General features: G+C 39.6%; 18 protein-coding genes and 1 tRNA gene. 10 read left to right on the top strand and 9 right to left on the bottom strand.

Annotated features, from left to right (window positions below; all coding sequences use genetic code 11):
- Positions 1-9: 9 nt before the first annotated feature.
- The 4 genes from AC1M9C_RS05580 to AC1M9C_RS05595 form a co-directional block, all read right to left on the bottom strand.
- Entirely contained in the window at positions 10-327 is a 318-nt protein-coding gene (locus AC1M9C_RS05580) for a hypothetical protein (protein WP_092767300.1), read from the bottom strand.
- Between the two features lie 113 nt (positions 328-440).
- Positions 441-740 (bottom strand): hypothetical protein, encoded by a 300-nt coding sequence (locus AC1M9C_RS05585; RefSeq protein WP_035263939.1) that lies wholly within the window; start codon positions 738-740, stop codon positions 441-443.
- Between the two features lie 116 nt (positions 741-856).
- Positions 857-1,744 carry an SDR family NAD(P)-dependent oxidoreductase gene (locus AC1M9C_RS05590; protein ID WP_481953354.1) on the bottom strand — a complete coding sequence of 296 codons (888 nt, stop codon included), beginning with the start codon at positions 1,742-1,744 and terminating at the stop codon, positions 857-859.
- Positions 1,745-1,985: 241 nt separating this feature from the next.
- Entirely contained in the window at positions 1,986-3,263 is a 1,278-nt protein-coding gene (locus tag AC1M9C_RS05595; protein WP_035263942.1) for an O-acetylhomoserine aminocarboxypropyltransferase/cysteine synthase family protein, read from the bottom strand.
- Positions 3,264-3,561: 298 nt separating this feature from the next.
- Here AC1M9C_RS05595 and ettA point away from each other — a divergent pair, with 298 nt between their 5' ends.
- On the top strand, positions 3,562-5,223 hold the full coding sequence (ettA, locus tag AC1M9C_RS05600; protein ID WP_035263944.1) for an energy-dependent translational throttle protein EttA: 1,662 nt from the start codon (positions 3,562-3,564) through the stop codon (positions 5,221-5,223).
- A 52-nt stretch (positions 5,224-5,275) separates the two neighbouring features.
- On the opposite strand, the gene AC1M9C_RS05605 is transcribed toward ettA, so the two are convergent.
- From AC1M9C_RS05605 to AC1M9C_RS05625, 5 genes are all read right to left on the bottom strand, one after another.
- Entirely contained in the window at positions 5,276-5,581 is a 306-nt protein-coding gene (locus AC1M9C_RS05605; protein WP_051586493.1) for an SEL1-like repeat protein, read from the bottom strand.
- 158 nt (positions 5,582-5,739) lie between these two features.
- Complete coding sequence (locus AC1M9C_RS05610) at positions 5,740-6,081, bottom strand: hypothetical protein (protein WP_481586725.1); 342 nt, start codon at positions 6,079-6,081, stop codon at positions 5,740-5,742.
- A 105-nt stretch (positions 6,082-6,186) separates the two neighbouring features.
- A tRNA-Glu gene (locus AC1M9C_RS05615) sits at positions 6,187-6,262 on the bottom strand.
- A gap of 114 nt (positions 6,263-6,376) precedes the next feature.
- Entirely contained in the window at positions 6,377-7,885 is a 1,509-nt protein-coding gene (gene gltX, locus AC1M9C_RS05620; RefSeq protein ID WP_481586726.1) for a glutamate--tRNA ligase, read from the bottom strand.
- Positions 7,886-8,012: 127 nt separating this feature from the next.
- Complete coding sequence (locus tag AC1M9C_RS05625) at positions 8,013-8,327, bottom strand: DUF4179 domain-containing protein (protein ID WP_481953355.1); 315 nt, start codon at positions 8,325-8,327, stop codon at positions 8,013-8,015.
- Between the two features lie 405 nt (positions 8,328-8,732).
- On the opposite strand from AC1M9C_RS05625, the gene AC1M9C_RS05630 reads away from it, so the two are divergent.
- From AC1M9C_RS05630 to AC1M9C_RS05670, 9 genes are all read left to right on the top strand, one after another.
- Positions 8,733-9,707 (top strand): sulfate ABC transporter substrate-binding protein, encoded by a 975-nt coding sequence (locus tag AC1M9C_RS05630; protein WP_481953368.1) that lies wholly within the window; start codon positions 8,733-8,735, stop codon positions 9,705-9,707.
- A 235-nt stretch (positions 9,708-9,942) separates the two neighbouring features.
- Entirely contained in the window at positions 9,943-10,959 is a 1,017-nt protein-coding gene (locus AC1M9C_RS05635) for a sulfate ABC transporter substrate-binding protein (protein ID WP_481953356.1), read from the top strand.
- 184 nt (positions 10,960-11,143) lie between these two features.
- The gene (gene rsmH, locus AC1M9C_RS05640) at positions 11,144-12,067 is read left to right on the top strand and encodes a 16S rRNA (cytosine(1402)-N(4))-methyltransferase RsmH (protein WP_481586728.1); all 924 of its coding nucleotides are present in this window, start codon (positions 11,144-11,146) and stop codon (positions 12,065-12,067) included.
- On the top strand, positions 12,067-12,411 hold the full coding sequence (gene ftsL / locus AC1M9C_RS05645) for a cell division protein FtsL (protein WP_035263955.1): 345 nt from the start codon (positions 12,067-12,069) through the stop codon (positions 12,409-12,411). The genes rsmH and ftsL overlap by 1 nt, the downstream gene beginning before the upstream one ends.
- A gap of 9 nt (positions 12,412-12,420) precedes the next feature.
- On the top strand, positions 12,421-14,250 hold the full coding sequence (gene ftsI, locus AC1M9C_RS05650) for a penicillin-binding protein PBP3 (protein WP_481586729.1): 1,830 nt from the start codon (positions 12,421-12,423) through the stop codon (positions 14,248-14,250).
- A gap of 7 nt (positions 14,251-14,257) precedes the next feature.
- Entirely contained in the window at positions 14,258-15,754 is a 1,497-nt protein-coding gene (locus tag AC1M9C_RS05655; RefSeq protein ID WP_481586730.1) for a UDP-N-acetylmuramoyl-L-alanyl-D-glutamate--2,6-diaminopimelate ligase, read from the top strand.
- 9 nt (positions 15,755-15,763) lie between these two features.
- Positions 15,764-17,167: a UDP-N-acetylmuramoyl-tripeptide--D-alanyl-D-alanine ligase gene (locus tag AC1M9C_RS05660; RefSeq protein ID WP_481953357.1), complete on the top strand. Its 1,404-nt coding sequence runs from the start codon at positions 15,764-15,766 to the stop codon at positions 17,165-17,167.
- Complete coding sequence (gene mraY / locus AC1M9C_RS05665) at positions 17,168-18,286, top strand: phospho-N-acetylmuramoyl-pentapeptide-transferase (RefSeq protein WP_092767279.1); 1,119 nt, start codon at positions 17,168-17,170, stop codon at positions 18,284-18,286. It abuts the gene before it with no gap.
- A 70-nt stretch (positions 18,287-18,356) separates the two neighbouring features.
- On the top strand, positions 18,357-19,163 hold the full coding sequence (locus tag AC1M9C_RS05670; RefSeq protein ID WP_481613123.1) for a putative RNA methyltransferase: 807 nt from the start codon (positions 18,357-18,359) through the stop codon (positions 19,161-19,163).
- Position 19,164 lies beyond the last annotated feature (1 nt).

Genomic DNA, 19,164 nt, shown 5'->3' on the forward strand with positions numbered 1-19,164 from the left:
GTTTTTAATTTATCCATTAATCATGGGGACAATCCAGCTGGTTAAGATCAATAAAATCCCGAGATGACCTAATTTTCGTGAAATTTTTACGAATTTTGGAACTGATTGTTCGATCTTTTGTGCATAGTCTTGTAGGTTGGCAGCTTTAGTTTGGCGGCTATGCCACAAGAATACGGCAAGATCGATACAGATGAGAATAGTGCCCACATCAGCAACAACGTCTAAAACTTTAAATTCTTGAGTATAAAAACCGAGAGTAACTTGATAAATGAGGAATATCGCAAATGCGATGGCTGCACATTGCAGCACTAAAGCTAAACCACGCATAAGTACAAAGCATAAAATCAATAAGATGCAAGGTTTATAACATAACTCTGCCGCCTAACGAATGATCTCGATTTTTTTTTTACGCCTATATTTGAACCCAATCATGATTAGCACTAAATAAGATTCGGTAAGATCAAGCTGAATGCGATCGTGCCTAAACCTATTTTTGACAAATGATATGCATAAGACTTTGGTGCTTTGGCATGATTCATCTGCTGTTGATCCAATTCAGTTTTATTTTGAGCATCGGCTGGTTTTATGTTGAATCCCAGCTCAAGCAAAATTAAAAATAAACCTAGCTGTAATAAGGTGTCGAATGAGTAATGTTGCTGAATAATCATGCTCATGATTTGAGTAAAAATCAAAACGGCAACTGCTAGAAAAAATAATCTAAAAAAATAAATTTGAGCCATGACAAACTCCTATTTTATGTTTTGATCATGGCATTTAATTCTTAAAGAATAATTAAAATCACACAGTGAAAATGTAACAAGATCATCTCACAAAGTACTTAAATTAACTTGTTCGATCACCAATGTTCGCCAGGAAATAGTCGGGCATATGCACGCTGTACAATTTTTAATTTCTCTTGGCGACCGACAGAAGCAGTAGAGCTTGGAAATAAATTAAATCCAATCGACATCAATTTATTATTAATATCAGGTGCAATTGCATAAGTAATTGATGCAAGTTTTCCAAGACCAGTCGCTACCTTTTTTGGACGGTTCACAATAGCACCAGCGATTAAATCTGCAGCTTGATTCGGTGAAAGTGCTGGCACGTATTTATATATTTTAGTTGGAGCGATCATCGGCGTTCTGACCAAAGGCATGTAGACCGAGGTGATAGCGATATTATGCGCATGTACTTCAGCTGATAGGCAACGGCTAAATGCATCCAATGCAGCTTTTGAAGCGACATATGCAGAGAAGCGTGTAGCATTGGCTAATACACCAATTGAACTAATATTAATAATATGTCCACGTTCACGGTCTATCATATGTGGAAGGATATTTAAAATGAGGCGAACAGCACCAAAATAGTTGAGTTGCATCGTGCGTTCAAAATCGTGAAAACGGTCGATGGACTCATGGACTGCACGGCGAATCGAACGACCTGCATTATTAATTAAAATATCAATATGTGTGACGCTATTGAAGATTTGTTGCGTTACAGCATCGATTGAACTCATATCATTCAAATCACAAGGAAAAATGTCAGCTTTTCCCCCTTTTTGCTCAATCTCATATTTTACTTGTTGTAAAGTTTCCTCAGTTCGTGCCACCAATAATACATGCGCACCTGCCGCAGCCAATTGATGTGCAACAGTTAAACCGATACCACTGGACGCGCCTGTAATCAGAATATTTTTTCCATGGACACGTTTTTTAAAACGTTGTTCTAATTTTTTATTCACTTCATTCTCCCTGTAAATGCAATGAATTGTGGAACACGTATTTTTAAACGTGTCATACAAATCAGCATAGTGGAAAAATGAAAATAAACCATGGCATAAGTTTATGAATTTATTGTAAAAATTAGAGTAAATGCTCTAATTTTTTATTGTGGTAATACGAATAAAATAATTGAAAAAGACGATATGGTAAATGAGGATAAAGCCCCAGTCATGAGGCTTTATTTCTAATGTATTACCAAGATTAAACTTGAGCGAGCGCTTGTTCTAGGTCGGCGATTAAATCGTCAGCATGTTCGATTCCAATAGATAAGCGAACCATATCCGTAGAAACGCCAGCAGCTTTTAACTCTTCTTCATTCAGTTGGCGATGCGTTGTGGTTGCTGGGTGGCATGCTAAGCTTTTTGCATCACCGATATTCACCAATCGTGTGAATAATTGTAGGGCATCAATAAAGCGAGTTCCGCCCGCTAAACCATCCTGTACACCAAATGAAAGAATTGCTGAAGGTTTGCCCTTAACGTATTTCTGAGCTAAAGCATGCTGCGGGTGATCAGGTAATCCTGCGTAATTTACCCATTTTACTTTTGGATGAGCTTGTAAATATTGAGCAACTTTTAAAGCATTTTCAGTATGACGTTCCATACGTAGACTTAATGTTTCTAAACCTTGTAGGATTAAGAAAACATTTTGTGGGCTAATCGCTGCACCTGTGTTGCGTAATGGCACGACACGAGCACGTGCAATATAAGCTGCTTCACCAAGCGCTTCGACATAGTTCACGCCGTGATAGCTTGGATCGGGAGTATTTAATGCTTTAAAACGATCTGGATATTTACCCCAAGGGAATTTACCGCTGTCAACAATGATACCGCCGATCGAATTACCATGTCCGCCGATGTACTTGGTTAGAGAGTGAACAACAATATCTGCACCAAATTCAAAAGATTTTTGAAGCACTGGTGTAGCAACCGTATTGTCCACAATCACAGGAATACCAAGTTCATGTGCAAGCTTGGAAATCGCCTCTAAATCAATAATATTGCCGAGTGGATTACCAATAGACTCAACGAAGACTAATTTAGTTTTTTCATCAACAAGTGCCCGCAAACTTTCTGGATTTTGATAATCGAAGAAGCGCACTTCGATCCCTTGTTTTGGTAGCGTATGTGCAAATAAATTATATGTACCACCATAAAGTGTAGATACAGAAGCGATATTGTCTCCAGCTTCAGCAATGGTTTGAATGGCATAGGTAATGGCTGCCATACCTGATGCAAGTGCTAATGCGCCGATCCCACCTTCGAGTGCTGCAATACGTTGTTCAAGCACAGCAGTCGTTGGGTTCATAATCCGTGTATAAATATTCCCAGAGACCTTTAAATCGAATAGGTCTGCGCCATGTTGCGTATTATCAAATGAGTAAGACGTCGTTTGATAAATGGGTACCGCAACAGCTTTAGTCGTTGGTTCAGGTGAGTATCCAGCATGGATGGCGAGGGTTTCGTCCTTATATGTCATTTTGAGATCTTCTTGTGGTTTAAAAATTGTTCAATGAGAATATAGCACCCTAATCATATTATAAAATTTATAAAATATTGAAAAAGTTATCTAAAATTCTCATATGTTGCTCATTTAAAAGCCATATTCTTGTGCACTTTGAATGGTGAATTTGATGAAAAAATAAACTTGTAACATTCCTTGCAAGTTCGGGCGTATGGCTTATGTTTTTATCGTATTCATCGTATAATGCTCGCTAATTATTTGTCCGCGATTTGTATTTACAGCGGATTTTGTTTTTTTTATAGAGGAGTCCTACGTGGCCCAATATATTTACACGATGAACCGTGTGTCTAAGATGGTTCCGCCTAAGCGCGAAATCCTTAAAGACATCTCTTTATCATTTTTCCCAGGCGCTAAAATTGGTGTTCTTGGTTTAAACGGTGCAGGTAAATCTACCTTGCTTCGTATTATGGCTGGCGTAGATAAAGATTTCTCTGGTGAAGCTCGTGCACAACCAGGCATCAAAATCGGCTACCTTGAGCAAGAGCCGCCATTAGATGAAACAAAAGACGTTCGTGGCAACGTTGAAGATGGCGTTCGTGAAGCACTTGATGCGTTAGCTCGTCTTGATGAAGTTTTCGCTGAATATGCAGCTGAAGATGCCGACTTTGATGCACTTGCAAAAGAGCAAGAAAAGCTTGAAGCAATTATTCAAACTTGGGATGCGCATAACTTAAATAACCAGCTTGAACAAGCAGCGGCAGCGTTAAACTTGCCAGCTTGGGATGCTGATGTCACTAAATTGTCAGGTGGTGAGCGCCGTCGTGTGGCACTTTGCCGTTTGCTCTTGTCTAAACCAGACATGTTGCTTCTTGACGAACCGACGAACCATTTGGATGCATCATCTGTTTCATGGTTGGAACGTTTCTTAAAAGACTTCCCTGGTACAATCGTTGCGATTACGCATGACCGTTATTTCTTGGATAACGTTGCTGAGTGGATTCTTGAGCTTGACCGTGGTATGGGTATCCCTTATCAAGGTAATTATTCTTCTTGGTTAGAGCAGAAAAATGCCCGCTTAGAGCAAGAACAGAAGCAAGAAGAATCTTTTGCTAAAGCATTGAAAAAAGAACTTGAATGGGTTCGTTCTAATGCAAAAGGTCAGCAAAAGAAAAATAAAGCACGTATGGAACGCTTTGAAGAGCTTAACTCTCGTGAATTCCAACAACGTAACGAAACGTCTGAAATCTACATTCCACCTGGTCCACGTCTGGGGAACAAGGTTGTAGAAGTTGAAGGCATCAGCAAATCGTTTGGTGATCGTACACTTTACAAAGATTTATCTTTTGTTGTTCCACCTTGTGCGATCGTGGGTATCGTGGGTGAGAACGGTGCGGGTAAAACCACACTATTCCGTATGATGACAGGCGAATTGCAACCTGATACAGGTACGGTAACGCTAGGTGAGTCAGTTAAAGTGGCTTACGTGGGTCAGATTCGTGACACCTTAGATAACAATAAAACGGTTTGGGAAGAAGTTTCTGGCGGTTTAGATATCTTACGTATTGGTGAATATGAAATCGCATCACGTGCGTATATTGGTCGTTTTAACTTTAAAGGCCAAGATCAGCAGAAGCGTGTAGGTCAATTGTCAGGTGGTGAGCGTAACCGTTTACAGCTTGCGAAAATTCTACAAATGGGCGCAAACGTTATCCTTCTCGATGAACCATCGAACGACTTGGATATCGAAACTTTACGTGCGCTTGAGGATGCAATTTTAGTATTCCCAGGTACTGTAATGGTCATCTCGCATGACCGTTGGTTCCTAGACCGTATTGCAACACACATCTTGTCATTCGAAGGTGAAACACCAGAATTCTTCACAGGAAACTATGCTGAGTTCGAAGAATACCGTCGTAAACGCGATGGCGATGATCTAGTGGCTAAGCGCCAGAAATATCGCAAAATTGGTGGTTAATTCCATCTAATAAAAAAACCAGCCTTCAGGCTGGTTTTTTTATGAATTAATTTTATGAAAATGCTAAAAGACTATAAGCTTGAAGTAGAGTTCTTTTTGCATTTTCATTTCCAGCATTCGCTGATTGGTTCAGCCATTTTTCAGCAATTTGATAATTTCGATCCAAACCTAGTTCACCATTTAAGTAACTCAGACCTAATTGATATTGTGCTTCAGCATTCCCACGTAATGCATCACGTAGGTATAACCACATTTGATTTCGAGGGTTTAAGGATGTGGATGGCTCGAGATTGGATAAATTAGCTGTTCGAGTACGTTTTAGATCAAAGAATAGTGATTGAAATAGTTTTATTATCATTATGGTTCTCCTTGCTTATCCATGCAAAAATGAGATCTATTTCATTAAATTATGCTCTTTTGAAGGTTTTGTCTACTACTCATATATAAAATTTAAATTTATTTAATTATAAGTCCTTAAAGCTCAAATGAGCTCTAAGGAGAGATGAAAATAAACAATTAATTTTCCCATTCGTGATTACATTCACGGCATTTCCATTTCTTTTGAGATTGCATGAAGGCTTGCATCGAAATTTTGAAATCTGGTAAATCTTTCCAGAACATCACACCCGCTATCACTGCAATTAAAAATACGATCACAGTTGCAATTTGAAGTGTCTCACCAGCACCATTACTAAAAATCATCAGTACAACGCTAATAATCACCAATAATAGGAGTAAAAATAGAGTGGGTATGAGGATGATTAAGCTTTTAGGAACATTTGGTCGTACAGCAGGTGCATTGGCACTTGCTAAAGGAAGAATTTTACGACTTTGACATTTAGGGCATTGGTACTGCATGAGCGCTCCGTATTTCTTTTGCTTAATTCTATAACATCGAAACTAAAATCAAAAATGTATAGATGAAAAAAAACCACTGATCGAGGTCAGTGGTTTTTTAGAATTTGGCGTCCCTACGGGGATTCGAACCCCGGTTACCGCCGTGAAAGGGCGATGTCCTAGGCCTCTAGACGATAGGGACTTATGAGGCAACACAGTCAATGCTATAAAAGCAATCTAGGTATCAAGCTAAGTGCTCAATCTGTGTGAGCGCTATATTAGGGATATAACACTCATGCGTCAATAAAAAATTTAATTAAGCTTCATCAACTGCATCATTTTTCGGCAATTTTAAGCTTTCATTCAATTTTTCCCATACTTTAAGCTCTTTTTTACTTGGACCGCCAACGATTTCGAGTGCATGACGCAGACGAGCAAAAGTCAAATCAGGACCAATGGTCACCATGGTTTGCATCACTGGCGTTGAAGCAGTAGAACCCGCAATGGCAATAAAGAACGCAGGCATAAAGTCACGTAATTTAATTTCCATTTGTGCAGCTAAATCCATTAGCGTTTGGCTAACAGTGTCATTATTCCAAGTAAATAAGCTTTCTAAGCGCCAAATTGCAAATTGTAGGCTTTGACGAACTTGCTCTTCAGATAACTTTTTACTTTCGAATTGTTCTTTAGACAGTGTAGGGAAGTGATTAAAATAATGTGCTGACCAATTCACTGCTTCAGACAATAGGTTAATACGTGGTTGGATTGCGGCAGCAATCTCTTCTAACTTGGCACGATCTGCCTTCCACGCCAATAAAGTATCTAAAAGCTCAGCAGGGCTAAGTGATTTGATCCATTGACCGTTTAACCAATTGAGTTTTTCTACATCGAAAATTGGACCCCCAAGCGATACACGTTGGATGTCAAAATTCTCGATCATCTCAGCCAAATTGAACTTTTCGCGTTCATCTGGCATTGACCAACCCATGCGACCCAAATAGTTGAGTAATGCTTCTGGTAATACACCGATATCTTTGTAGTAATTGATTGAAGTTGGGTTTTTACGTTTAGATAGTTTTGACTTATCAGGGTTACGTAAAAGTGGCATGTGGCAAAGCACAGGCATTTCCCAACCAAAATATTGGTAAAGCAATTGGTGTTTAGGTGCAGATGGAATCCATTCTTCACCACGAATCACGTGAGTGATTTCCATTAAATGGTCATCAACAACGTTTGCTAAGTGGTAAGTTGGTAGGCCATCGGTTTTCAACAGAATTTGCATGTCAACTTGTGCCCATGGAATTTCTACTTCACCACGGAGTAAGTCATTAAATTTACAAATCCCTTCTTCAGGTACTTTCATGCGAATAACATGTGGTTCGCCAGCCGCTAAACGTCTTTCAACTTCTTCTGGCGTATGTTTTAGACCACGACCATCATAACGAGGAGATTCACCACGTGCTTGTTGTTCTGCACGCATTTGATCTAATTCTTCAGCAGTGGCAAAACAATAGAATGCATGACCTTTTTCAACCAGTTCTAACGCATATTTTTTATAAATATCCATACGTTCAGATTGACGATATGGCGCATGAGGACCACCCACATCTGGACCTTCTGACCAATTTAAACCTAACCAGCGCAATGAATCGAGAATCATTTTTTCTGATTCAGGTGTTGAACGGAGTTGGTCTGTATCTTCAATACGTAAGATAAATTCACCGCCATGCTGTTGAGCAAAGCATAGGTTAAATAATGCGATATAAGCAGTACCTACATGGGGGAAACCTGTAGGAGATGGTGCAATACGAGTACGAACTGTCATAGCCAGAAAAAGTTATCAAATAAAAATTAGTTTTATTATAGCAAAAAGCCCAGTGGCTTAATGATTAATTCATTAAATCGGACTGGGCTAAATTTGGCTCAATTGGGGAGATTGAGAAAAATGGTGCTTAAGATGTGTGCTGAGGAAATAAACTTTGTAAAAAACGCGAAAACTGTTGGTGTTGCGATGCTAGGAAGTTTTGCGTTGGAGCATTCTTAATAGAGGTGATCACTTTAATCTGATCCATCTCTGAAGAAGGTTTGTTCTCAGCACGTTCACGTTTTTGTTGAGTCAATGCGCGTTCGATAGGTGTTAAAGACTTTTCAGCAACACTAGAGTTTTGTAGTGATTTAGCAGGATTTTGTAACGCTGCTGCATGTGTCTGGCTCATACCAAAAACACATAAAGTTAAGCTTAACGCTTGTAAATAGAACAAATTCATTTCAATTTTCCCCTATTTTGAATTTATTGTAAGAGTAATTAGGTTTACATTTTAAACATAAAATTCACAAAAGTACAAATGCATCACACTTTCTTACAATTTGTTATTCAACAATCCTTAAGTTACTCAACCTGTAGCTGAAATAAATTTTGCCTCTTTTTATCAATAAAATATGGAGATTTGGTGAAGATATGATGTTATGCGGTAAATTTTAAAGAGAGTATAAGTGATAAAAATGCAATTCATATGAATAAAATGTATATAAAATTTAGATATTTACAATGATTTAATTCATCTATTGAATACATTGTGACTGAAGTAAATAAAAAATATAGTGCAATTCATAAATGTAATAAAAAAGAGATTTTAATGAATAAGCACTTTTTCAATAAATTATTGGGCACAATGAGTATTGGGGCATTGTTGTTCAGTATGACTGCACAGGCGAATATATCATTTTTAAATGTTTCTTATGATCCCACTCGCGAATTTTATCAAGAATATAACCAAAGTTTCGGTGAGTTTTGGAAAAAACGTACTGGTCAAGACGTGCAATTTAAGCAATCTCATGGTGGATCTGGGAAACAAGCACGTGCTGTAGCAACAGGATTACAAGCAGATGTTGTGACCTTGGCACTTGCAAATGATATTGAAGAAATTGTAAAAGCAGGTTATATCAATAAAAATTGGCAAAAAGAATTTCCAAATAATTCAGCACCCTATACATCTACCATTGTTTTTTTAGTAAAAAAGGGCAATCCAAAAAATATCAAAGACTGGAATGATTTAGTCAAACCTGGTGTTGAGATCATTACCCCGAACCCAAAAACAGGTGGTGCGCCACGCTGGATTTATTTATCTGCATGGGGCTATGCGCTTAAACAGCCTGCTGGAAATGATGCGAAAGCTCGTGAATTAGTCAAACGACTATACAAAAATGTCAAAGTGTTAGATTCAGGAGCCCGTGGATCACTCACGACCTTTGCTGAACGTGGAATTGGTGATGTTTTACTGTCTTGGGAAAATGAAGCGCTCTTAGCGACGCAAGGTTTGAGTCAAGATAAATTTGAAATTATTTATCCATCCATTTCAATCCTAGCTGAGCCTTCTGTTGCCATCGTGGATAAAACCGTTGATAGAAATGGGAATCGTAATCTCGCAAAAGGATATCTTAACTATCTGTATTCACCTTTGGGGCAGGAATTAGCAGCTAAACATAATTTTAGACCACGTAATGAAAAAATCGCAGCTAAATACAGTGCTAAATTTCCAAAGGTACAATTATTTACCATCGATAAAGTATTTGGTGGTTGGGCGAAAGCGCAGCAAACGCACTTTGTAAATGGCGCGATTTACGACCAAATTTCAGCAGAAAAATAATCTATTTTTAGAACTTATGTGAATGGATCGCGACATGCTATCCATTTTTTTTATAAGGAATACATAAAATACTATATATTTGAATATAGGCTGTATTTAAGATGATTTATGAATTAATTCATAAGCTTGAAAAAAATGGCGGCGACATAACGTAAATCACATCTCCAAATTAAATTGATGAATATGATTTTATTTCATATATTTAGCTTAATTATGTATATCTAGATTTTTGACTATGAAAATTCAATTTAAAGCTTTGCTTACAGCGGGCTTACTCGCAACAGGTTTATCGTTCAGTTTGTCTTCTCAAGCAGCACAACGTGATTTCCTGAACGTATCTTATGATGCGACTCGTGAATTTTATGATGAGTTTAATCAATCATTTGGTCAATATTGGCAGTCAAGAACTGGAGTGAAAGTCAACTTTAAACAATCTCATGGTGGCTCAGGTAAACAAGCACGCTCTGTGGTTGATGGCTTGAAAGGTGACGTTGTCACTTTGGCTTTGGCAAATGATATTGAAGAGATCGTGAAATCGGGTCAAATCAATAAAGGATGGCAAAAAGAGTTCCCTTATAACTCTGCACCTTATACATCAACCATTGTTTTTATGGTGCGTAAAGGTAACCCTAAAAAAATTCAGGATTGGCAAGATCTTGTTAAGCCGGGTGTAGAAATCATCACACCAAACCCTAAAACAGGTGGTCTACCACGCTGGGTATATTTATCAGCTTGGGGTTATGCACTCAAACAACCAGGTGGTAATGAAGCGAAAGCAAAAGACTTTGTTGGCAAGATGTACCATAACGTCAAAGTGATGGACTCTGCGGCGCGCGCTTCTATGACGACATTTGCTGAGCGTAAAATTGGCGATGTGTTGCTCACTTGGGAAAATGAAGCACTGGTCACTCAAAAAGCCTTGGGCAAAGATCAGTTTGATATTGTTTATCCATCTATTTCGATTTTAACAGAGCCTTCTGTTGCCATCGTTGATCGTACTGTAGATAAAAATGGCAATAAATGGTTGGCAACTGGCTATATCAACTATTTATATTCACCATTAGGTCAGGAGATGGCTGCTAAGCATTTCTATCGTCCGCGTAATGCTGAAGTGTTAGCAAAATACTCAAAACAATTTCCTAAGTTAAAAACATTTACCATTGATGAGGTTTTTGGTGGTTGGGCAAAAGCACAACAAGCACATTTTGTGAATGGTGCGATTTTTGATCAGATTTATAACAGCCGTCGTTAATATACCGAAGTAATTGAAATTCAATAAAAAAGCCTCTAAGTGAGGCTTTTTTATTTGAACATTCCAGTGAATGAAACGGTTTTGCCTATAGAAAGTAAAATTTACCTACAAAAAGTCGTTTGGAGCTTTATTAAAACAAGGTAATAATGTGCAGTTAAATTTTTAGATGTTCTGAAACGTTATTATGTCGCATATTTCTGTATTACTTCATGAAACTGTAGATGCTCTATTGGGTGGGCGTAATACAGGGATTTATGTAGATGGCACCTTTGGTCGAGGAGGTCATACTCGACTTCTCTTGTCCAAATTAGATGAACATTCTCGTGTCTATGCCTTTGATAAAGATCCGCAGGCTTTGGCTGTGGCTGCTCAGTTAGAACAAGAAGATCCAAGATTTACCATTATTCATGCAAGTTTTGCAGATATTAAAACAGCCTTAAATCAACGCGGTGTTGATACTGTCGATGGTGTTATGGCAGATTTAGGTGTGTCATCACCACAACTTGATCAGGCCGAACGTGGTTTCAGCTTTATGAAAGACGGTCCACTGGATATGCGAATGGACAACTCTCAAGGCTTAACTGCAGCGCAATGGTTGGTTGAAGTTGATGAAGAGCATTTAGCGAATATTATTTTTCAATATGGTGAAGAACGATATAGCCGCCGCATTGCGAAAGCGATTAAAGCAGCAGGTTATATTGAGACTACAGGTCAATTGGCTGAAATTGTAAAAGTTGCCCATCCGAAATGGGAAAAGAATAAGCATGCTGCGACACGTACATTCCAAGCAATTCGAATTGAAATCAATAAAGAATTAGAAGATGTGCATGCTTTTTTACCTGAAGCGCTGGATATGCTTCATAATGGAGGTCGATTAGCGGTCATCAGTTTCCATTCCTTAGAAGATCGAATTATTAAACAATTTATTCAAAAAGAGTCGACTTTAGCTGAGGATGATGGTTGGGGCTTGCCTCAGAAACCTAAAGAAACTCGTCGCTTGAAAAAAATTGATCGCGTACGTGCGAGTGAAGAAGAAGTGAAACAAAATCCGCGTTCTAGAAGTGCTTGGTTGCGAGTTGCAGAGCGAATAAATTTTAAAGGCGAATAATGAAAAAGGAAAAAGACGTAGAACAACAGGAACCTGTAGCAACGCCCTTGGTGCGAAAAAAAATACTGATCTATAGCATTTTAACCGCTATGGTCATGGTGAGCGCATTTATGGTGGTCTATCAGGTCTATTCTTATCGTCAAGATTTTCGTGAATTCAATACGCATATGCGTGAGCTTGAAGACATCAATGCTGAATGGGGTCGTCTACTTATTGAGCAACAGACATTTGGAGCGACTGCACAGATTGGGACACGTGCAGTGACACAATTACGTATGTATTCACCACCAACATCACAGACTGTGGTGATTTCACTTCCTGCTGAAACCGCGAAAAATCAATAGGCACGCTGAATGGTTGATAAAAGCAAAACAAAACAAACACGTAAAAAACAGCAGCCAATTACACAGAAAAGAACCGTTGCTGTAGATATGTGGCGTTTCTATTTAATGTGGGGCTTAGTCCTGATATTTTTTGTGGTATTGGTTGCACGTGCCTTTTATGTTCAAATTGTGAACAAAGACTTTTTGCAAAATAAAGCCAACGCTAAAATTTTACGTACTGAAAAATTAAGTGCGATGCGAGGGGTTATTAGCGACCGTAATGGCGTTCCCTTGGCAATTAGTACACCAATTATGAAGGTGGTGATTGATCCTCAACATTATTTTGAAACTAAAGCAACTTTTGATGAAATTACTGAAGAGTTAAAAAAGAATCCAACCAGTCGAAAATTAAAAAATCAGTTACCACAGGAAAACCTGAATTTAGATGAGCTAGCAGATGCAGTTGGGCTGGATCGAGCTGACCTCAAAAAGCGTGTTCAAGATCGAGCTCGTTCACGTTATTTAGTATTGAAAAAAGAAGTACCACCTGCTCAAGCGGCTCTGTTAGCACAACGCAATTTTGCTGGCGTATATTCTGAAAAATCATATAAACGTTATTACCCACAACCACAACCCAACTCTCAAATCATTGGTTTAACCAATACCGAGGGAACAGGGATTGAAGGTTTGGAGATGCAGCTGAATAAGCGGCTTGCAGGGGTCAATGGCGAACAGAAAATTGTACGTGATAAGCATGGTAACCGTGTTCAAGTTCCAGAAGTTATTAAAGAAGTTGAAGCTGGGGAAAATATTACACTGAGTATTGATTCTCGATTGCAATATATTATGTATCGAGAGCTTACCGCGGTAGGTGTAGCAAATAATGCACGTTCTGCTACAGCAATTGCGGTCGATGTCAAAACCGGTGAAATTCTAGCGATGACCAGTTGGCCGTCGTATAACCCGAATGATAAAAAAAGTTTATCCAATAAAGATGCAATGCGAAATCGCGGTGCAGTTGACTCGTTTGAACCAGGTTCGACGATGAAACCATTAACGGTGGCGATGGCGCTTGAAAGTGGTAAGTACACTGCAAACTCAGTCGTTAATACCACGCCAGGGTCGATGCGTGTCGGTAATCATACAATTCGTGATACGCATAATTATGGAGCGCTTACTTTAGGTGGCATTATTCAAAAATCCTCCAACGTAGGTGTAGCGAAAATTGCCTTGTCTTTGCCTTATCCGACTTTACCAACGTTCTATAAGCGTCTTGGTTTTGGACAGCGTTCGGCTGTTAAATTCCCTGGTGAAAGTCCAGGTCTGATCTTACCGCCAAGTAAATGGAATATTTCAGAAGTTGCAACCATGTCCTATGGATATGGTCTCAATGCCACGGTACTGCAATTGGCAGACGCTTATGCCATGTTGGCAAATAAAGGGAAGAAAGTCCCTTTAAGTTTGTACAAGTTGGATAAAGCTCCTCAAGGTGAACAAATGATTGATCCTAAAATTGCGGATCAAGTCTTGTTAATGATGGAGACAGCAACATTGCCAGGCGGTACAGCGACTCGTGCTCAAATACCAGGTTATCGCGTTGCAGGTAAAACGGGTACAGCACACAAATTACGTGCTGACCGTAAAGGTTATTCGACCAATGAATATCGAGCTTTATTTGCAGGTGTTGCACCTGTAAGTGATCCACGTTTGGCGATGGTCGTCGTGGTCGAAAATCCAAAAGGCACATATTACGGTGGTACTGTCTCAGCACCTGTTTTCGCAAAAGTAATGCAGGAATCGCTGAGACTATTAAACGTACCATTGGATAAACCCTTAGATACTCCAAAATCCATTCCATAGGTGATGAATGTCGATTACATTTCAACAAATCTACGCTGTAGATCATCCAGCAGAATGGATGCAACAAGCATTTAATGGCTTCCAATTAGATAGTCGTAAAGTTGAAGCGGGACAAGTGTTTATTGCTTTGACTAGTCTTTCTCAACCTGAAAAAACTGCAGAGTATGCACAGAAGGCACTAGATCTTGGTGCTTTGGCTATTATTTCAGAACAAGATTTAGGTTTAACGCCAAGTTTGATCGTTCCGAATGTGCGTATGCTCATGGGACAATGGCAGAAAGATTATTTGCAACTGACACAGCCAGTAAATCCACTTCGAGTATTGGCTGTCACGGGAACCAATGGTAAAACGACCATTTCAAGGCTTGTTGCAGAGCTATTGGTGTTAAGCAAACACCCATGTGCGGTGATGGGGACGACAGGGAATGGGATTTTACCTCACCTTGAAGCATCTACACATACCACGTTAGATGCGTTGCATATGCAAAATCAATTGCATACTTATGCTCAGCAGGGAGCTAAGTTTGCTGCTATTGAAGCAAGCTCCCATGGTCTTGAACAGGGGCGTCTCAATGGAACGGCAATTGAAATTGCAGCTTACAGTAATTTAAGTCGCGATCATTTGGATTATCACAAGACTTTAGAGGCCTATGCAGAAGCTAAATCACGCTTATTTCAGTTTGAGAGTCTTAAAGTTGCAATTATCAATATCGATGATGCTTACGCAAATATCATGCTCAAAGCGGCGGAGCAAAATCCAGCAAAACCTAAAATTTTAACTTACTCCACCACTCAACCCGCGGATTACCGTGTTGAAGAGATTCAATATAGTTTAGACGGGGTTCATTTTAAATTGGTGACCAAGTCCCAAAGCTATTTAGTGCATAGTCCGTTATTGGGTCATTTTAATATTGAAAATGTAGTTGCGAGCTTAATCTCTGTTGAACAGGCGGGTTTAGATTTATCTCAGTTAGTCGTTTTAGTTCCTCAGCTAAAAGGCGCGCCAGGGCGTATGCAAGTGTTGCGTGATCAAGATCGTTTGTTTGTCGTGGATTATGCGCACACTCCTGATGCATTAGTTCAGGTTCTTCAAACATTAAAACGTCATGTTTCACAGCAATTATGGGCTGTGTTTGGGTGCGGTGGTGATCGTGATCGCGGTAAACGACCATTAATGACACAGGCTGCTTTAGATCATGCAGATGTTGTATTGCTCACCTCAGATAATCCACGTACTGAAAACCCAGAACAAATTTTTGCTGACATGAAGGCTGGAATTGAATTTTTGAACAGAGAGGTTCATGAAATTCATGATCGTCGTGAAGCGATTAAGTTTGCAGTGAAAACAGCGAAAGCAGGTGACATTGTTGTGATTGCAGGTAAAGGCCACGAAAATTATCAAGAGATTGATGGTGTCCGTCATTGGTTTGATGATGTGGTAGAAGTCCAAGCAGCCATTAAGGGTCAGCATGCGACTGAGCCAGCATCTTATCCAGCAGACTAAGGAATCATTATGCACACATCTACTACAAGTACTGCGACACTTGTCCCATGGGCTTTGTCTGATCTAGTTGCTGCTACTCAAGGGTATTGGTTGAATGATAAAAAACCGACTGGAGAAGTAAAGCGTATTTTGACAGATTCACGTCATGCGGAGTCGGGGGATGCTTTTTTAGCGCTGAAAGGTGAGCGTTTTGATGCGCATAACTTTGTTCAACAAGTGGCTGAAAAAGGCTGTCAGATTGCGATTGTTGAGCGGCCTTTAGATATTGATATTTGTCAGTTGGTGGTAACAGATACGAGATTAGCATTAGGTATGCTTGGTGCATTTCGTCGCGCTCAACATGCGCAATTAAAAGTTATTGCACTAACTGGTAGTAGCGGCAAAACCACCACTAAAGAAATGCTTGGAAGTATTCTTGCTCGCAAAGCACCGACATTGATCACGCGAGGTAATCTCAATAATGATCTGGGTGTGCCTATGATGCTATTGGAGCTTCGACCAGATCATGAATATGCAGTGATGGAGCTCGGAGCAAGTCATCAAGGAGAAATTGACTATACCTCGAAGCTCGTTCAACCTCATGTTGCGGGTATTATTAATATTGGTACGGCTCATCTTGGTGAGTTCGGTGGGCGTGACGGAATTTGTAAAGCTAAATCTGAAATCTATGGTCATGTTTCAGAAACTTCGATCGTACCAGCAGCTGATGATTATGTAGATCAGATCCGTCAAAGTGTGAAAACAACAAAAACTTTAAGTTTTGGAGAAGGTGGTGATGTCTATGCTTCAGATATTCAGCTGAATCCACAAAGTGCACAATTTAAATTACATACGCCTGTAGGTGTCCAACCCGTGGATTTACCTTTTGCTGGTGAGCATAATGTTCAAAATGCTTTGGCTGCTGCTGCATTTGCATTGTCATTAAATATCAGCTTGGATGATATTGTCACGGGTTTAGAACAAGCTGTGGGTGCAAAGGGGCGTTTGAATTTTATTCAAAAAAATGATTTTTTATTTATCGATGATACATACAATGCCAATCCGACGTCGATGCGTGCAGCGGGTGAAGTGCTTGCAAAGCAAGAAGGTATTCGTGTCATGGTGATTGGGGATATTGGTGAGTTAGGTCCGACTGCTGCTCAACAACATTATTTACTCGGGCGAGATTTGGTTTCGATTCGCGGACTCAACTTTGTTGTTGCTGTTGGTGAGTTTGCACCAGCAACACAGGAAGGCGCACGTAGTACTCAGTACGGGAAAAAGTTACAAGCTTTCCTCAATCAAGAGCAAGCTCTACCATTTTTAATTAGTCTAATCGAAACACATCAACCGCAAAAAATGAGTTTCTTATTCAAAGGTTCTCGTTATACCCATATGGAAACGTTGATGGCAGATTTGATGGAGAAACTCTAAATGCTGTTATGGTTATTTGAACAACTTTCCGGCTATCACAGCTCGTTCCAAGTGGTTCGTTATTTAACATTACGTGCGCTGCTCAGTGTCTTGACAGCACTCACGATAGGTCTAGTCCTTGGTCCTGTCATGATCCGTAAGTTACAAGCTTTAAAATATGGCCAAGCGGTAAGTTCTTTCGCTCCGGAAAACCATGCCAAAAAAATGGGAACACCAACCATGGGTGGTCTCCTTATTTTGCTTTCTATTGGGATTTCAACTTTACTTTGGGCAGATCTTTCAAACCCTTATGTTTGGATTGTGCTTGGCGTGATGGTGATATTTGGCGCCGTAGGTTGGGCGGATGATTGGATTAAAATCCGTTATAAAGACAATGCAGGTTTGCCAGCGCGTAAGAAGTTTTTTTGGACATCTGTCGCTTCTTTGGGTGCAGGGATATCACTCTACGTAATTGCGACTCAGCAAACTAATCCTGTACACACTGCGAATATGTTGGATTTGCTGATCCCTTTCTTTAAAGATCTTACAATTCCTTTATCGGTAATCCCTTTAGGGATCGGTTTTATCATATTCACTTATTTAGTGATTAACGGTGCGTCGAATGCTGTTAACCTGACTGACGGTTTAGATGGTCTTGCAATTATGCCAATTGTATTGGTTGCGGCGGGCCTAGGGGTGTTTGCTTATTTGGCGGGTGATGTTCGTTTTGCAAATTATTTACATATTCCCTATGTGAAATATTCATCTGAACTCGTTGTTATTTGTGCTGCAATGATAGGTGCAGGTTTAGCATTCCTTTGGTATAACGCGCATCCTGCACAAGTATTTATGGGAGATGTTGGTGCCTTGTCGCTTGGAGCGATGCTGGGAACTATTGCGGTGATGGTACGTCAGGAAATTGTATTTGCAATTATGGCGGGTGTATTTGTAGTCGAAGCAGTTTCTGTATTCTTACAAATCGGTTCGCTTCGTATGCGAAATAAACGTGTTTTCCTTATGGCGCCGTTACATCATCACTATGAAAAGAAAGGATGGCGTGAAACACAGGTGGTCATCCGTTTCTGGATTATCACAATTATGCTGGTAGTTTTAGGTCTAATGACCTTAAAATTGCGCTAAGCAAGAATCAAATGAGATCAAGTCGGCTTATGCCGGCTTTTTTCATCGCTAAAATATTTTGGAGAAAATGATGAATCTGTTGATGTGTCCTGTTTGTCGCGAGGCATTGGCGCTTGAGGGGAAAACATGGCGCTGCAAGAGTAATCATAGTTACGATATTGCAAAGCAAGGTTATGTGAATTTGCATGTCGTACAGCATAAACATAGTAAAAATCCTGGGGATACCCCCGAGTCTGTTCAAGCTAGACGGTCGTTTTTATCAGCGGGATTTTATGCGCCATTACAGCAAGCTGTCGTTGCTAAAATCCGAGAATTACGTATTGAAAATCTTTTAGATATTGGTTGCGGTGAAGGATATTACACCAATGCAATGGAAGCTGAAGCGATACAAGTTGTGGGGGTGGATATTGCTAAAACTGCAGTTCAGGTAGCAGCAAAATTAAATCAAAATGTCACTTGGGTTGTGGGTACGGGGGCTGTGTTGCCTGTTTTAAGCGAGACCATCGATTTATGTACCAGTTTATTTAGTCCTATTCCCGAGGCGGAAATATTACGTGTATTAAAACCATCGGGGTATTTAATGGTTGTTACCCCAGGTCCACAACATTTATATAAAATGCGGGAAGCACTATTTGAAGAAGTTAAGGCACATGAGCCACATAAATTTGTAGCACAGTTGAGCGAGCACTTTGAGTTAATTGATGAAAGCTTAATTCAGGCACCATTGGTGTTGAACCAAAATGACCTAAAGTGTCTTATCGCAATGACGCCATATGCTTATAAGGCCAAACCTGAACGGCGTGAGCAATTAGAGCAAGTTGAAAAATTTGAACTGAGTGCGGAGTTTCAGATCTATATTTTAAAAAAGAAAAGTTAAA

The organism is Acinetobacter sp. 24-47-39 (genome assembly GCF_056783825.1).

Excerpts from the sequence above, each read along its gene's own strand:
- AC1M9C_RS05655 (WP_481586730.1), top strand. The coding sequence starts at position 14,258 with ATGTCGATTACATTTCAACAAATCTACGCTGTAGATCATCCAGCAGAA.
- AC1M9C_RS05630 (WP_481953368.1), top strand. The coding sequence starts at position 8,733 with ATGAGTATTGGGGCATTGTTGTTCAGTATGACTGCACAGGCGAATATA.
- AC1M9C_RS05605 (WP_051586493.1), bottom strand. The coding sequence starts at position 5,581 with ATGATAATAAAACTATTTCAATCACTATTCTTTGATCTAAAACGTACT.
- AC1M9C_RS05610 (WP_481586725.1), bottom strand. The coding sequence starts at position 6,081 with ATGCAGTACCAATGCCCTAAATGTCAAAGTCGTAAAATTCTTCCTTTA.
- AC1M9C_RS05670 (WP_481613123.1), top strand. The coding sequence starts at position 18,357 with ATGAATCTGTTGATGTGTCCTGTTTGTCGCGAGGCATTGGCGCTTGAG.
- AC1M9C_RS05635 (WP_481953356.1), top strand. The coding sequence starts at position 9,943 with ATGAAAATTCAATTTAAAGCTTTGCTTACAGCGGGCTTACTCGCAACA.
- ftsI (WP_481586729.1), top strand. The coding sequence starts at position 12,421 with ATGGTTGATAAAAGCAAAACAAAACAAACACGTAAAAAACAGCAGCCA.
- AC1M9C_RS05660 (WP_481953357.1), top strand. The coding sequence starts at position 15,764 with ATGCACACATCTACTACAAGTACTGCGACACTTGTCCCATGGGCTTTG.
- mraY (WP_092767279.1), top strand. The coding sequence starts at position 17,168 with ATGCTGTTATGGTTATTTGAACAACTTTCCGGCTATCACAGCTCGTTC.
- ftsL (WP_035263955.1), top strand. The coding sequence starts at position 12,067 with ATGAAAAAGGAAAAAGACGTAGAACAACAGGAACCTGTAGCAACGCCC.
- rsmH (WP_481586728.1), top strand. The coding sequence starts at position 11,144 with ATGTCGCATATTTCTGTATTACTTCATGAAACTGTAGATGCTCTATTG.
- AC1M9C_RS05585 (WP_035263939.1), bottom strand. The coding sequence starts at position 740 with ATGGCTCAAATTTATTTTTTTAGATTATTTTTTCTAGCAGTTGCCGTT.
- AC1M9C_RS05580 (WP_092767300.1), bottom strand. The coding sequence starts at position 327 with ATGCGTGGTTTAGCTTTAGTGCTGCAATGTGCAGCCATCGCATTTGCG.
- AC1M9C_RS05625 (WP_481953355.1), bottom strand. The coding sequence starts at position 8,327 with ATGAATTTGTTCTATTTACAAGCGTTAAGCTTAACTTTATGTGTTTTT.
- AC1M9C_RS05595 (WP_035263942.1), bottom strand. The coding sequence starts at position 3,263 with ATGACATATAAGGACGAAACCCTCGCCATCCATGCTGGATACTCACCT.
- gltX (WP_481586726.1), bottom strand. The coding sequence starts at position 7,885 with ATGACAGTTCGTACTCGTATTGCACCATCTCCTACAGGTTTCCCCCAT.